A 14,504-nucleotide genomic window follows, 5' to 3' on the forward strand; every position below is an offset into this window, starting at 1 on the left:
ATGGCCCGCCTCATCGGAACCGCCGGACACGTCGACCACGGAAAGACCACCCTCATCCGGGCCTTGACCGGGATCGACGCGGACCGCCTGCCCGAGGAGAAGAAGCGGGGCATGACGATCGACATCGGTTTCGCCTACATCGATCTCCCCGGGATCGGGCGCGCCTCGATCGTCGACGTTCCGGGGCACGAGCGGTTCCTGACGAACATGTTGGTGGGCGCGCTCGGGATCGACGTGGCCTTGCTTTGCGTGGCGTCCGACGAGTCGGTCATGCCGCAGACGCGGGAGCACCTGCAGATTCTCGAGCTGCTCCCCGTCGAGCGGTTGATCGTGGCGATGACGCGATCCGACCTCGCCGACGAGGAGACCAGGATGATCGCGCGCGAGGAGATCGAGGAGCTCGTTGCCGCGTCGCGGTTCCAATCCGTGCCGATTCTCGAGGTGTCCGCGGTGACGGGCCAGGGCATCGACGCGCTGCGCCAGGCCCTGGCGGAAGGGCTTTCCGGAGACGAGGCCCCCGAACCCGGCCCCTGGTACCTGCCCATCGATCGGGTGTTCGGCGTCAAAGGCCACGGATGCGTCGTGACCGGAACGCTGGCGCAAGGAGCCGTCGCGGCGGGCGACCGCGCGGTCCTCCAGCCCGGCGGGCTCGAGGTTCGAGTACGCGCCATCCACAGCCACGACGAATCCCTGCAGAAGGCGGAGCACGGTCGGCGGACGGCGTTGAACCTGGGCGGCGTGAAACTGGAGGACGTTCACCGAGGCATGGTCGTCGGCGAGCCCGGGGGCGTGTTCGAAACGACGTTGATGGACGCGCGCGTCCGCTGGCTCCAACGGCCCAAGCATGGAGCCCGGGTGCGCGTCTCGGCCGGGGCCGAAGAGGTGATCGCCAAGGCTTTTCACAACGATGGCGAACCCGAGATCGTGCAACTGCGCCTGGAGTCGCCGCTCGCCGTGGCCCATCGCCAGCCGGTCATCATCCGACGGTACAGTCCGCCCGAACTGCTGGGCGGCGGCCGGGTGATCGTGCCCCACGCGCGACAGCGACGCAAATCCGAAGCGTTTGCCCCCGTCGCGGACACCGGCTCGAACGAGGACGCGATCCTGGAGGCGTTGGGCGATCGGCCCGGGGTGAGCACGGACGAGGTGTGCCGCCTCTTGGGGAAGACGCCGCAGGCGCTGGGGAAGGCGTTCGAGACGCTTTCGGCGGACCGGCGCGTGCGCGGGTTCGCCGGCTTGTGGTTCCGAACGGAGGCCTTCGAAGCCGCCGTGGCGACCTTCTTGGCGGCGCTGGCCGATGCCCACGAGAAGCAGCCCGGAACGGCGTATCTTCCGCGCGAACGAATCAGCGAAGCGTCGGGGCTGCGGTGGTCCGGCAAGCCCTTGGATCGCATCCTTGCGGCGCTGGCCGCCGAAGAGCGCATCGCCGTGAGCGGCACGGGGGTGCGGCACCCCGAGTTCCAGCTCAAGCTGACCGAACGGCAGCGGCAGCTGTTGGACCGGGTGAAGGGCGCGCTGGAGGCGGAGGCGATCAACGTTCCCGGCCCGAACGACCTGGCCCGCACTCTCGCCGTTCCTCCCCAGGCCGTGGACGAGATCCTCCGACTGGGCGTCGAGGCGGGTGAGATCGTGCGGGTCGACGAGGGGCTGTTTTACACCCAAGCGCAAATCGCCGGAGTCAAACAGCGGACGATCGAGGTCGCCCAGGGCAAGCCGTTCGCCGCGGCCCAGTTTCGCGACGCCGTCGGCACGACGCGCAAGTATGCGATTCCGCTGCTCGAGTATCTCGACCGCATTCGATTCACGACGCGCGTGGGGGACCAGCGCATGGTCAACGGCTGACGCTGGATAGACTGGACCCATGACGCTCAACGAGTTCGCGTCCAAGAAGCGCCTGGCCCTCTTCGAGGATCTGAGGGCGGGTCGAGATCCGGGCGAGGGCGTGTTCGACCCCGAGCTCCTGCGGGAGGCACGGACGAAGTCCGCTCCCCAGTTGGGCGCGACGCGGTACGAACCCGATGCGATCGTGATCGAGTTCATCTACCCGGATCCAGACTCCTCCGCGACCGTGCTCTCCGTCCGACTCGAAAGTCCGCAGCGCATCGTCTTCCTGCCCGTCCCGTCGTGGGTCGTGGAGACGATCTGGCAGGGAGAGATCGACGGCAGCTTCCAGTTCGAAAGGGATGCGCGCCGTCTGGTCGAGGAGTTCCAAGCCGAACTCGATCCGGAGGCGAACGCCAACTGGTTCTTGCCCCGCGCCGCGAAGCGCCGCGAGTGACGCTTTAGGCCCCGCACTTTTGCTGTCCCGCACTCCTACCGGGTTTGGCGGAACCCTGGTATTCCTGGCGGGAAGACCCCCTCGAGGCATCCCAAAGATGAACCCTAGACAGAGTCAAGAGGACTCTCGCCAAACCCGGAATTGTGGGAGACGGCGTCAACGACACTGTCACGGAGGATGGAATGTCATTTCGCGTAAATACGAACGTCAGCGCGATGAATGCCTTGAGGAACCTTGGCGTGAACTCCGCGGACCTGGAGCGGTCGATCAACCGGCTCTCAACGGGTTTGCGGATCAACTCCGCCGCGGACGATCCCGCAGGCCTCATCGCCTCTGAAAGTTTCCGGTCGCAGATCGTGGGTATCGATCAGGCGGTCCGAAACAGCCAGGACGCGATCAACTATGCCAAGACGGCGGAGGGCGCCCTCGACGAAGTCAACCGGCTTCTGCGGGATGCACGCGCTCTGGCGGTGGGCGCCGCCAACACCGGCACCTTGTCGGACGCTCAGGTTCAGGCGAACCAGAGCCAGCTCAACTCGATCGTCGAGTCGATTTCGCGCATTGCGACGTCGACGCAGTTTGGGACCAAGCATCTGCTTGATGGCAGCGCGGGCGTGGTGGCCTCGGTGACGAGCGGCACGAACGTCTCGGGTCTGAGCTTCACGGGAAGCTTCAACAGCGCGGCGATTACGACCAACTCGATCGTGACCATGCAGGTCACCACTGCGGCGACGCAGGCGATCGTGACCGGTACGCGAACGTTCGCCGCGGCGACCACCACGGTGGGCGCGGGCTCGTTCACGATCAACGGCCAGACCTTCACGACCTCGGCGACCGACACCATTGCGGACGTCGTGGCGCGCATCAACAACTCGTCGAGCACGACGGGTGTGACGGCCACCTGGACAGCAGGCGCCGGTGTTGGGCTGCAGGCCAAGGATTTCGGCTCGAACAAGCGGGTCGATCTTTCGGACGCCAACGCCGTGTTGCTCTCCGCAGCGGGAACCCTCGCTTCGGTGGGAACGGACGCGGTGGCCAGCGTGGTCATCGACCAGAACGGCACGACCGCTGGCGGTCTCGCCACGGTCACGTTCGACGCGGGCAAGGGCCTGAACCTTCGGGACTCGACCGGCAACAGCCTCACGTTGACCGTCGCGGGCAACGCCACGAGCGCCGCAACTGCGATCGGTCAGTTGAACGTCGGTTCCGCCCAGTTCCAGATCGGAGCGAACGCGGGCCAGACCAGCAACTTGTCGCTTGGGAACTTCGCCGCCACGGAACTCGGCCAGAACGCCGTTTCGGGCAAGAACCTGAGCAACCTCGACCTCACTACGGCTCAGGGCGCGACCGATGCGCTCTCCGTCATCGACAAGGCGATCAACGACGTCACGGTCTCTCGTGGCGCGGTCGGTTCGTTCCAGCGCAACACGCTTGAAACGAACATTCGCTCGCTGGGCCTCACCAAGGAGAGCCTCGCAGCGTCCGACTCGATCATTCGCGACGCGGACATCGCGGCCGAAATGACCCAGTACACGAAGCTGCAGATTCTGCAGCAGGCCGGTATCTCGGTCCTCGCCCAAGCCAACTCGGCGCCCCAGGCCGTGCTCGCCCTGCTGCGGTAACGCAGCACGACCATCAACCGAAAAGACAGCAACTCCAAGTCGGCCCCGGGGCGCTTACGCTCCGGGGTCCTTTTTTTCAAGCCACTCCCGGAGTCGCCTGCACAGCTCCGTCGAAAAGATTCGGTTACCTAACAATGTGGGCCTTTCGCGCGGTTCGACAAGAAGTCGGATCGGCGTGTCCTCGAGGGTGCCCTCGATGCTCACCCAACGCCCGAGTCCCACCCAACTGTGGATGTTCATGCGGAAGCGGACGCGCACGACCGCACCGCGCGGCACTCGAACCCGGTGCGTCTCCCCGACGAACTCCAGCTCGTCGGCGCGCACCACGAGGAACCCGACGTCCTCGTGCGGATCAAGGAGCCCCGAACGTCCGGGCCGCGCGAACCCCACGAACGTGCGGCTCTCCCCAAGGTCCACGCCCTGCTGAACGAGCCGTGCGCGCATCGCGTCGCGCATTGCCGCGTTCTCAAAATGGCCGAACAGGTTCACGGCCATCCAACCGACGACGGGCATGGCGACGAGCCACGCGAGGCCGTCCCCCATCATCTCCTGCGTTTCGAGCACCCGCCAAACGCCGACGGCGGCAAAAGGAAGGGCAAGGACGATCGGGATGAGGTTTCCCATCATCTTCCGTCGCGTGTTCCACACGTTGCCCGACACGGACCGTAGGATACACTCTGCCCTCCGATGACCCGCGCGCAGATCCGAGTGCTGAGCGTCGTCCCCGGCGCCGGGAGCATGGAGGCCGTGCTCGCCGATTTCGAGTCGCGCGGCGGCGGCATCGCGACGGCTCTGCTCGATCCGCGGCTGCGGGGCGTTGCCCGTGCGGCCGCATCGCTCTCGAACATCGAGGTGTTGCCTTTCCCCGCTCTGCTTGGACGGGCCGTCGCGCGGTGTGGGGGGCCTGCCACGTCGGTCGCACCGCGCAGCCTGGTGGAAGCGGCCGTGGCCGAGGCTTGTCGCCACCTCCCTCCGGATTCGCCGATGGGGGCGGTGGCGAAGTTCCCAGGTCTGCACCGCCGGGTGGCCAACGTTTTGAGCGAGCTGCGCGAGTGGCGGATGGACGCGGAGGCGATGCGGGTCTGCGCCGAGGCCGCCACTTCGACGTTGGCCGCGCGCCTGCACTCGCTGGCGGAGATCGAGTCGGAAGTGGATCGGCTCCTGGGCGACCTGGGACGGACCGTGCCCGCCTACGAGATCGAACGCAACCTCGACTTGCGACCCGAGCCCGACGCGCGCTGGGAATCGGTGCTCGTCGTCGCAGGCTCCGAGTACTCGCCGTTGCTCGCAGCCACGCTCGAGTGGCTCGGCGCCTGCGGCCAACCCATGACCGTGTGCGTCGATCGGCACGCTGGCGAAGCACGCTTGTTCGAAGGGGCGGGACAGATGGCGGACGGGCTCGGCGCGGCGCCGATCCCCTTCGGTCCCGAGGGCGGATTGGCCCGCGCGCTGTTCACCGATGCGGTGTCCAGCGATGCGTGTCCGCGCGTGGTGATCGAGTCCTGCGCCGACCCGTTGGCCGAGTCCGAGTGGGCCGTGCGGCGGTGTTTGGCGAACCTTGAAGCGGGCATCGCGCCCGAGTCGATCGCGATGATCGCGCGGGACCTCGAGACGTACGCGCCCCTGTTGACGGCGTCGGCGGAACGGTTGGGGTTGCCCCTTCGCCTTCACCGCCGGGTTCCCTTGAATTCGAACGCCTTTGCGCGCCTGGTGCTCGACGCGCTCGCCTTCTGCGCGGCAAGGGATGTGCGCGGGTTGGTTCCTATCCTGGCTTCCAGCTACCTGGCCTTGGGCCGAGAATCCCGGGACGCGTTGGAGGGTTTGGTGCGAGACGCCTTGGCGGCGGGAAGGGGCCAGTGGGAGGTGCTCGCCGACGCCGCGAAGGCGTCGAGCGGCCAGCACGGTTGGTTGGTGCGGCTGCTCGCGTGGCGGGCCGAGCACGTGGCGGATCGTGCCCCGCTCGCCGTTTGGAATGCCCGGTTGCGCGAGCTGTTCGCCGACCTCGCCGCGCCGGACGATCCCGAAGCGGTGCTGCCGACGACGGAGCGGGACCAGTGGGCCCAGTCCGCGTTCCAGCGCGCGTTGGCCCACGCGGCGTCGATCGATCGCGTGCGCGAGAACCCGGCCATTGGACTGGCCGAGTTTGCCGCGGAGTGCCGTTCCCTTTGCGACGTTGCCGATGCGCCGCTTCCCCCGCTCGAGGAGGGGATCGCGGTGGTCGCCTCGGCGGAAGAGTTGGGCCCCGTCCGGTGCGTCCATGTCCTGGGAATGCTCGAAGGGGTGTTTCCTCGGCGCCGTGCCGAGGATCCCGTGCTCTTCGACTCCCATCGCCAGGAGCTGGGGGCGCTTCGATCCGACCTTCCGCCCCTGCCGGACTCGCGGCGCACGGCCCGCGCCGAGCGCGACGCGTTCTACCGCGCGTGTACCGCGGCTTCCGAGCAGCTTGTCTTCAGCTACCCGGAGACCGAAGAGGATCGGGACAACGTCCCGGCGTTCTACCTCGCGGAGGTGTCTCGAGCGGCGGGCGAAGCCGTCGAGCGCTCGTCGCGGGCGCGGTTGGCTTGGGTGCCGGAAGGGTCGGAGTTGTGCTCCGAAGCGGACAGGCGGCTCTTCGAAGCCCTGGCGAAACCCAGGGAGCGGCCCCAGGCGCGCGTGGTTCGATCCGAGGAGGCGCGCGCCAAGATCCGGGCACCCGAAGCCGGCCCCTTTTCGACACGAGATCTGCGCGACGCCCTCGAGTGCCCGTTTCGAGGAGTCGCTCGAAGCCGCTTGCACCTCCACGGGCCGGCGGGAGACGCCTGGTGGTCCGGCCTGCGCCGACTGGCCGTGAAGGGGCGCCTCGCCTCGAGTCCGGATGAGGAGAGTGCGCGCCGGGCATTGTTGGCCGCTCTCGACGCCGAGATCGAGACCGTCCGTCCCGAAGCGTCGGCGTTCGACGTCTCGATGATGCGCATCGGGGGTCCGCGCTTGGTCGAGGAGATGGTCCAGCGCGAGTTTCGAGCGCGGTCGCTGTGGCAGAGGGAGGAGGGGAGCACCGCGCTCGACGCGCGCTTCGGAGACGGGCCCCTTCGGCAGGGCTTCCCGATCGACGGGGGTTTCGCGCTCGCGGGCGGGGTCGATGCCGTATCGCGCATCGGACCGTACAGGGTCGCCCACTTGTTCCGAGGCCAGATGCCGCCCACTCCCGACGACGAGGGGGGTGCGAACGATCTGGACTTGTTGGAGATCCAGATCGTCCTGCTCGCCCTGTGGGGCGCCGGCCCGGTGGCGGTCGAAGTGGATACGCCTTCCGACGGGAGGGCGTTGTTCGTGCTGCCCCGCGTGGCAGAGGCGTCGATGATCTCAGATCAGGCGGCCGGATTGCGCATCGTGTCGATGGGCGAGCCCCGGCCCGTTCTCGACGCGACCCGTGAGGCTTTGCGCGAGGCCGTCGACACGTTGCGTTCGGGGGTAATGCAGCCCGTTCCCGGCGAGGCTTGCCTCGGTTGCGGCTACGGCGAGTTGTGCCGGCGATCGCAGGAGTTCAGCGACGAGCCCGCGCTTTTCGAGGGGGGTGCATGAGCGGGCGGATCGAACTCTCGGCCGAGCAACGGGCGGTCGTCGAGGCGGTCGAGGGGGAGCTGGTCGTCCTTGCGGCCGCGGGCGCCGGGAAGACGCGCGTGCTCGTCGAGCGCTACCTGCGGATCGTGAGGGAGGGCACGCCTCCCGATGCGATCCTGACGATCACCTTCACCCGCAAGGCCGCCGCGGAGATGAAGCGCCGCATCGTGGACGCGCTCCGAGAAGAGGGGCGCGCCGAGGACGCCCAGACGGCCGAAACCGGACCGATCCAGACGATCCACGCCTTTTGTCAGCGGCTGCTGCGCGAGAATGCGCTCGAGGCGGGGGTCGATCCCGACGTGGAGATTCTCGCGGACGCCCAGGCCTCGCGCCTCTTGGAAGACGCGATCGAATCGACGCTGGCCCATCCGCCTGAAGGCGACGAGGTCGACGCCCTGATTGCGACGCTGGCCGGCAGGCGATCCCGATGGGAGGCCCGAACCGCGCACGCGGGTTTGAAGAGCGCGGTCCGCCGCGTCCTCGACACCCTCCGGGGCAGCGGGCTCTCCCCCGACGAGATCGAAAGGAGCCACGCCTCGGCAGATGCGGTGGAGGCGGCCTTCTCCGGGGCCTTTCTCGCGCAGCTCGACCCCCGCGTTCGTTCGGCGTACAGTGGCGACGAAGCCGCGCTGGACTTCGATGCGTTGGCTCGGGCGTACAAGGAGTGCCGCATCCGTGCGCCGAGGTGGTTGCGCCAGCGAGGTGGCGACGCCCGTGCGGCGGCGGCGAACGCATCGGGACTGGTGCGCATCGCATGCGCGGCTTGGCGCATCGCCGAGGAGGCGATGGCCGCCCGCCAAGCGTTCGATTTCTGTTCCCTGGAGGCCCGTGCCGTCGCTTTGTTGGCGGACTCGCCGGCTACGCGCGAGCGCCTTCGATCGCAATACCGCGCGGTGCTTGTGGACGAAGCCCAGGACGTGAACCCCGTGCAGTACCGGCTCCTCGATGCGCTTGGGATCGACCCGATGCTCGTGGGAGATCCCCAGCAGTCGATCTATGGGTTCCGTCTGGCCGACGTTCGCCTGTTCCGCGAGCGGGCCCTGGCCTCCGACCCCCGGCTGCTCCGAAGGAACTACCGCTCGGACCCAGGCATCCTCGCGTTCGTCGACCGCCTCTTCGGGGGCCTGTGGGGCGAGACGTACCGGCCCATGCGCGACGAGGCGCCGCTCGACCTCGCTTCGGATGCCCCTCCTCCGTCGTGCGAGGGCGTCGAGATCTGGCTCCAGCGCCAGAAGGACTCCGCCAGCGTGGCTCGAGGCGTGAGCGAGCTGGTGCGCCGCGGCACGCGCCCCAAGGACGTTGCGGTCCTCGTGCGGTCCGCACGGTTCGGGATCGACCTGGTGGAGCGGCTGGCCGTCGAAGGGGTGCCCGCGCGCATGGTCGGCGGATCGGAGCGTTTCTTCACGCGTTTGGAGGTGCGCGACGTGGCGAACATGCTGCGCGCCCTCACCGACCCGCGCGACGATTTCGCCTTGCTGGCCGCCCTCGGCTCGCCGATGGTCGGGCTCTCGCTCGACTCGATCGTCTGTCTGGCGGGCGAGTCGCTGGGCGAGCGGCTGGCAGCGTTTTCGCCCCCGCTGGAGGAGGACCGTGCGCTGTTGGAGCGGTTCCTCTCCTGGTTCGAACCCCTGCGCGCGTACGCCGATCGGCTGGGTGCGTGGGAGGTGATCGCGGAGGTCTTCGCGAAATCGCCTTACCTCGAGGCGCTCGCCGTGCGGCCGGACGCGGACCAGCGCCTGGCGAACGTGCGCAAATTGTTGCGTCTCGCCGTCGAGGAGCCCGAGTTGGGACCCAGCGAGTTCGCCGAACGCATCCGAGGAATCCAAGCGCTGCAGCACAAGGAGGGGGACGCGCCCGCGATGAACGAGGATGTCGACGCCGTGACCGTGATGACCGTGCACAAGGCCAAGGGGCTCGAGTTTCCCGTCGTGATCGTTCCCGACACCCATACGAAGATCGCACGGCGTCCCAACCCGGTCGTTGCAGACCCCTGGTTGGGACTCGTCGCGGCTTCCTACGGAGGCCACCCGGGCTGGGGACACTTGTGGCTCTCGGAGAGGCTTGCCGAACGGGAACGGGAAGAGGAGCTGCGCGTGCTGTACGTGGCGCTCACGCGGGCGCGCCACCGATTGATCGTCTGTGCCCATCCGCAGGCGACCGGAGGCTCGCTGGCGGAGTTGATCGGGAAGCAGGCGGCCCGCGGAGACCGCCTGCCGCCTGGGTTGGAGACCGTCGAGTTGGAGCGACCGGCCGAACGGTAAACTCGGCCATGGCCTTCACGGTCGCCTGCGCCCAGTTCGCCCCCCGCAAACACCAGATCGAGGCCAACCTCGATACGGTCGCGCAGATGGGGCTCCGGGCGTCCGCCGAGGGCGCGGAGCTCGTGGTGTGTCCCGAGGCATGCACGAGCGGCTACTTCCTCGAGGGCGGTGTCCTCGAATGCGCGTTGGAGGCCGAAGAGCTTGCCGACCGCCTTGGCCCGCGTCTGGGCGCCCTCGGGCGCCCGCTCGACCTGGTCGTTGGATTCTACGAGCGCAGCGGCGGAGACCTGTACAACAGCGCGGCTTACCTTGAGTGCGGCTCGGGGAAGCCGGTGCTCCGTCACGTGTACCGAAAGTTCTTCCTGCCGACCTACGGGGTGTTCGACGAGGAGCGGTTTGTCGCCGCGGGCCGCGAACTGGGCGTTTTCGACACTCGGCTGGGTCGCGTGGGGCTCCTGATATGCGAGGACGTGTGGCATTCGATCCTGCCGACGCTGGCCGCGGTAGCGGGCGCGCAGATCCTCGTGGTGCCGAGCGCCTCGCCGGCCCGCAACTTCTCCGGCGAGCAGATCGGCAATCTCGATCGCTACGCGCGCATGCTGCGCGCGATCGGCGAGGAGCACGGGATGTACTGCGTGAACTGCCAGCTCTCGGGGTTTGAGGGAGGGAAGGGGTTCGTCGGGGGAAGCTCCATCGTCGATCCGCAAGGTCGGGTCGTGGCAAAAAGCCCCGTGCAGGAGGACCACCTCCTTTTAGGTGAGATCGACCTGGACGAGGTCGAGTTGGCGCGCGCTTCGTTCCCGTTGTCCGCAGATCTGCGCACCGCGTGGTCCGATATCATTCGGTTGGCTAACGATCTGCGCTAGCCGGGGGCAGCCACAGCTCCCCGAGGATCACCCGGTACGCGGGCTGGCACGCCTTCTCGTAGGCGGCCGAGTGATGCAGCGCCGGGTACCCCAGCGCCCGTGTCTCTCGATCGACGCGAACCCAGTCGTTGCGGGAGATGGCGCCGATCGCTGTCCTTCGCAGCCGCTCTCCCAGTCGGCGCCACGCCTCTTCGAACGCGCCGCGCCGGGCGTCGAACCGTTTCGCGGAGGCGACGAAGAGGGCGAGGAGCATCTCGCGGTTGCCACCCCTGTCCCGATAGGGGCGGAGATGTATCCGCAGCACGGCGCCGTCGGGCCGAAGGGGCTCGACCTCCTCTTCCCGGGGTCGGGCGCGGCCCAGGGTTCGCCACTCCTGGTCGAGCCAGCGGCGGGGGCCAAGGTCGTCCGCAACCGCATGCTCGCCTCCTCGGGTCGCCTGGAAGAGCCATTTGTAGGCGTCCTCGATGCGTGTTTCCTGTCGAGCCTGCCACCGGGGAATGGCGAAATCGAGCAAGGCGTCCGCTTGCGCGATTGCGGCCACCGCAAGGAGGGCGAACATGGGCGGGAGCCTACCCGCCATCTACGGGTGCAGCGCACCGGGAACGGCCAGGATCGCGGCCACGGCGGGCGCGGCGAAGAGCAGGGAGTCGATCCGGTCGAGCAGTCCCCCGTGGCCCGGCAGAATCGAGCCGCTGTCTTTGAGGTCCGCGGCGCGTTTCAGGCTGCTCTGGAACAGGTCTCCCGCCTGGCCGAGAACGCCGCAGGCGAGGCCTGCGCCGAGGGCGAAAGGCCACGCCACTTCGAGCCAGGGTCCCAGCAAGAGGGCTGCTGCGACGCATCCGACCAAGTTGGCCAGCGCCCCTTCCACCGTCTTCTTGGGCGAGAGGGCGGGAGCCAACAGGCGTTTGCCCCACGCCTTTCCCACGAGCATCGCCGCCGAGTCGCCCACCCAGATGGGAACCAGCGCGAGCAGGACGACGTTCGCAGGTTGCCAAACCGCCTCCGTCGCCCGCGCCGCGTGCAAGGAGGCGAGCGCGACGAGCGGTCCCACGATCCACAAGGTGGCGGCCTCGAACACGAGGATCGAACCCCCGTGGCTGCGGAGGCGGGCCGCGGCGAGCACGCCCAGCACGGTGACACCCGCGCAAAGCGCGGCTGCGAGCGGGAAACGGGTGTTGGGATACACGACGCTTGCGGCCAAGACCGCGCCGACGAGCAACGCGAAGAAGCTCACACGCCGGTCGGCGATCCGCGCCAACGCCGACAGCTCATAGGTGGCGACGAGAGAGGCCGCTGCCGCAATCAGCAACAGCGGCCATCTGCCAGCGTAGGCGACCGCGGCCAATACGGGAACGGCCGCGACGAAGGCGGTCGCTACCCGAGTCTTCAATCGGCCTGGACGCCGCCGGGCTTGCCTGTCGACAGGCAAAGCGCGACCTGCACCCGATTCTCGCAGCGGAGCTTGCGCATGATCGTGCTGACGAGGTTCTTGACGCTCTGCTCTTGGAGGCCGGTGATCGTGGCGATGCGGCGGTTGGGAAGACCCTTGGCCACGAGTTGGGCGACTTCGAGTTCGCGCGGGCTGAGGTCTTGCGCCATGCCGTACGGGGTCATCCGCTCGCGGACGCGAACGCCTTTGCCCGCGCTGGCGAGCTCTTCGCCGTGCTTGGCCTCGCGGATCGCGCGGATCAGCTCGATGCCGTTCGCATTGCGCTCCACTTCGGTGTCGATGGGCAAGGGCCCCCGTCGGTTCGTGATGTCGCCCGCAAGGCAGACGACACTGATCTGCTGGCTTTCGCGCAGACCCGTCACGTGCTCCCAGTCCGCGGCGTCGACGGCTTTCTCGTCGACGACGATCACGTCGATATCCTGCTCCTTGGCACGGGCGACCGCCGCCTTGAGGCGACCCTCGCTGCTGACGACTTGGAAGCCGCCAACGTACGTGAGAAGACAGACGATGCCTTCACGAAGAAGGCCTTCACGGCAAACGATTACTATTCTCATATCCACAGTTCCAGAGTCATTCCAAATTACGGAGTTACTCCTTGGGACGACATACGTCAGCGGTTCGTTCCATCAAGAAATGTTTCCGCACCGAACTCTTTGGAAGAAGATACCCATCTAGTCCCGCAGGATCAAGCCGATCTTTCGCTTGACACGCTGCAGGGCGTTATCGATGGACTTGGTATGGCATTTAAGTTCGCGACTCATTTCGCGGTACGACATCCCGTCGAGGTAGCACCGGAGTACCGAGTGTTCGAGGTCGCTCAGCGCGTGCTGGACGAGCTCGTGGAGGTTCCGGGGCAGACGCGTCGCGATCGCGGCCCGCTCGGGATCGGGGCCGGCTTGGTCGGGAAGGACGTCGATCAGCGACCCGTCGGCGCCCTCCGCCCCCAGCGCCCGATTGAGGGAGACGTAGCCGTTCAAAGGGACGTGTTTTTGGCGGGTCGCGGTCTTGACGGCCGTGATAATCTGGCGCGTCACGCACAGCTCGGCAAACGGTCGGAACTTGCTCAGGCGATCGCTCCGGAAGTCCCGGATCGCCTTGTAGAGGCCGATCATGCCCTCTTGGATGACGTCGTCCCGATCGGCGCCCATCACGAAGTAGGCCTTGGCTTTGTTTTCGACGAGAGGACGGTAACGCGTGATCAGGAACTCCGTCGCGCCCTCGTTGCCGCATCGAGCAAGGTGAACCACCTCCTCGTCCGGCATGTAGGTGAAACGGTTGCCACGAGCGTAAACCCCGACGCTAGCCAACTCCTCCCATCCTCCTCCGCTCCTCCGCGGTCGCGCGCGATGCGCGTGGCCTCAGTCTAGGGGATGGGGGAGGAGCTTGTCAACGCGTTGCGCGCAGGGATTTTTGCGGACCCGGAAATGAACAGGCCCCACACCTGGGAGGGTGTGGGGCCTTCGATGCGAAGTTAAGGGTTGACCGTCACGTCGATCGTGGTCGTGTAGGGCTTCTTCAGCCCGTACTTGTCGGCGATCGTGACCGTGATGGTGTACTTGCCCGGCTTGCGGAATTTGCGCTTGACCACCTGGCTTTCGGCATCGACCTGGATGCCGTCCTTCGAATCGAAGTCCCACTTGTAAGTGAGGACGCTCGCTCCGCCGTACCCATAGGCCCAGAGTTGGACCTCGTCCCCGAGCGCGAGGTTGAGTTTGGTCACGTTGGGTTCGCCGCTGATCGGGGTGCTGTCGTTGATGACTCGGAGATCGCCGACGTAGAAGACCGCGGTGGCGTCTCCGGCGAGGGCCACCGAACTGACGATCTTGTTGGTCTTGTCGAACCCTGCGATGGCCTGGAGGGGGATCGCGGTCGTCCGCCAGCCTCGATCGCCGCTGCTGCTGGTGTCGATCGGGACGTACGCTTCGCTGCGCTTGCCGTCGGTCGTGGTGATGACGAACCGAAGTTCCTTGAGCGCCGCCTTTTCGCTTTGGCCGCCGCCCTGCGCGGCCCCACGGCCACCCCCCTTTCCACCGGCCGTGCCGGCAACGCCTCCGCCGCCCCCTGCAAGACCGCCGATCGCGCCGCCCTGGGCATCGCCCTTGCCGCCGCCCCCGCCGAGCGTGAGGTTGAGGTCCGCGACGCGGAACGTCAGGCGCAAGAGGTTGTTCTTGTCGGGATACAGGGTGGCCAAGTCCGGGGTGTTGGCGAAGTTCAAGATGCCCCCCTGGAAGAAGTTGCGGGTCGAGACGCGCACCGAGTAGATGCCTTCGTACGCGGCCTCGTCGGTTTGGCTCGCCGCACCGCTGCCCCACGAGCGGAGCACGATCCCCTGGTCGTCGATCGTCCTGCCCGGTGCGTAGAGCACCCCACTCTGGGCGACCGCGCCCGCGCACATCGCCCCTGCCATTGTTGCCAACATCATCCGAA

The 14,504-nt window shown here is 67.5% G+C and carries 12 protein-coding genes; 6 read left to right on the plus strand and 6 right to left on the minus strand.

Annotated features, from left to right (window positions below; all coding sequences use genetic code 11):
* From selB to M9921_04555, 3 genes are all read left to right on the plus strand, one after another.
* A complete protein-coding gene (selB, locus tag M9921_04545) occupies positions 1-1,842 on the plus strand; it encodes a selenocysteine-specific translation elongation factor (protein ID MCO5296105.1) in 1,842 nt (613 codons plus the stop codon).
* A gap of 19 nt (positions 1,843-1,861) precedes the next feature.
* Entirely contained in the window at positions 1,862-2,278 is a 417-nt protein-coding gene (locus M9921_04550; GenBank protein MCO5296106.1) for a hypothetical protein, read from the plus strand.
* Between the two features lie 239 nt (positions 2,279-2,517).
* Positions 2,518-3,900 (plus strand): hypothetical protein, encoded by a 1,383-nt coding sequence (locus tag M9921_04555; protein MCO5296107.1) that lies wholly within the window; start codon positions 2,518-2,520, stop codon positions 3,898-3,900.
* Positions 3,901-3,954: 54 nt separating this feature from the next.
* On the opposite strand, the gene M9921_04560 is transcribed toward M9921_04555, so the two are convergent.
* Positions 3,955-4,560 carry a hypothetical protein gene (locus M9921_04560; protein ID MCO5296108.1) on the minus strand — a complete coding sequence of 202 codons (606 nt, stop codon included), beginning with the start codon at positions 4,558-4,560 and terminating at the stop codon, positions 3,955-3,957.
* A 27-nt stretch (positions 4,561-4,587) separates the two neighbouring features.
* Between M9921_04560 and M9921_04565 the strand changes: the two genes are divergently transcribed.
* From M9921_04565 to M9921_04575, 3 genes are read left to right on the plus strand one after another with little or no spacing between them, the layout of a single operon-like run.
* Complete coding sequence (locus M9921_04565; protein MCO5296109.1) at positions 4,588-7,461, plus strand: exodeoxyribonuclease V subunit gamma; 2,874 nt, start codon at positions 4,588-4,590, stop codon at positions 7,459-7,461.
* A complete protein-coding gene (locus M9921_04570; protein ID MCO5296110.1) occupies positions 7,458-9,761 on the plus strand; it encodes a UvrD-helicase domain-containing protein in 2,304 nt (767 codons plus the stop codon). The genes M9921_04565 and M9921_04570 overlap by 4 nt, the downstream gene beginning before the upstream one ends.
* Positions 9,762-9,769: 8 nt before the next feature.
* Positions 9,770-10,627, plus strand: coding sequence for a hypothetical protein (locus M9921_04575; GenBank protein ID MCO5296111.1), 858 nt, complete (start codon positions 9,770-9,772; stop codon positions 10,625-10,627).
* On the opposite strand, the gene M9921_04580 is transcribed toward M9921_04575, so the two are convergent.
* The 5 genes from M9921_04580 to M9921_04600 all read right to left on the minus strand — a co-directional run bounded on the left by M9921_04580 (position 10,611) and on the right by M9921_04600 (position 14,499).
* A complete protein-coding gene (locus M9921_04580; GenBank protein ID MCO5296112.1) occupies positions 10,611-11,186 on the minus strand; it encodes a hypothetical protein in 576 nt (191 codons plus the stop codon). The two genes, M9921_04575 and M9921_04580, sit on opposite strands and share 17 nt — an antisense overlap.
* 21 nt (positions 11,187-11,207) lie before the next feature.
* Positions 11,208-12,017, minus strand: coding sequence for a phosphatidate cytidylyltransferase (locus tag M9921_04585; GenBank protein ID MCO5296113.1), 810 nt, complete (start codon positions 12,015-12,017; stop codon positions 11,208-11,210).
* The gene (locus M9921_04590; GenBank protein MCO5296114.1) at positions 12,014-12,631 is read right to left on the minus strand and encodes a response regulator transcription factor; all 618 of its coding nucleotides are present in this window, start codon (positions 12,629-12,631) and stop codon (positions 12,014-12,016) included. The genes M9921_04585 and M9921_04590 overlap by 4 nt, the downstream gene beginning before the upstream one ends.
* A 117-nt stretch (positions 12,632-12,748) precedes the next feature.
* Positions 12,749-13,384: an RNA polymerase sporulation sigma factor SigH gene (gene sigH, locus M9921_04595; protein MCO5296115.1), complete on the minus strand. Its 636-nt coding sequence runs from the start codon at positions 13,382-13,384 to the stop codon at positions 12,749-12,751.
* A 164-nt stretch (positions 13,385-13,548) separates the two neighbouring features.
* Positions 13,549-14,499 (minus strand): PKD domain-containing protein, encoded by a 951-nt coding sequence (locus M9921_04600; protein ID MCO5296116.1) that lies wholly within the window; start codon positions 14,497-14,499, stop codon positions 13,549-13,551.
* Positions 14,500-14,504 lie beyond the last annotated feature (5 nt).

The organism is Fimbriimonadaceae bacterium, from assembly GCA_023957775.1.
GTDB lineage: Bacteria > Armatimonadota > Fimbriimonadia > Fimbriimonadales > Fimbriimonadaceae > JAMLGR01.

Coding starts and splice junctions, on each gene's coding strand:
- M9921_04565 (MCO5296109.1), top strand. CDS start 4,588: ATGACCCGCGCGCAGATCCGAGTGCTGAGCGTCGTCCCCGGCGCCGGG.
- selB (MCO5296105.1), top strand. CDS start 1: ATGGCCCGCCTCATCGGAACCGCCGGACACGTCGACCACGGAAAGACC.
- M9921_04575 (MCO5296111.1), top strand. CDS start 9,770: ATGGCCTTCACGGTCGCCTGCGCCCAGTTCGCCCCCCGCAAACACCAG.
- M9921_04570 (MCO5296110.1), top strand. CDS start 7,458: ATGAGCGGGCGGATCGAACTCTCGGCCGAGCAACGGGCGGTCGTCGAG.
- M9921_04590 (MCO5296114.1), bottom strand. CDS start 12,631: ATGAGAATAGTAATCGTTTGCCGTGAAGGCCTTCTTCGTGAAGGCATC.
- M9921_04550 (MCO5296106.1), top strand. CDS start 1,862: ATGACGCTCAACGAGTTCGCGTCCAAGAAGCGCCTGGCCCTCTTCGAG.
- M9921_04580 (MCO5296112.1), bottom strand. CDS start 11,186: ATGTTCGCCCTCCTTGCGGTGGCCGCAATCGCGCAAGCGGACGCCTTG.
- M9921_04600 (MCO5296116.1), bottom strand. CDS start 14,499: ATGATGTTGGCAACAATGGCAGGGGCGATGTGCGCGGGCGCGGTCGCC.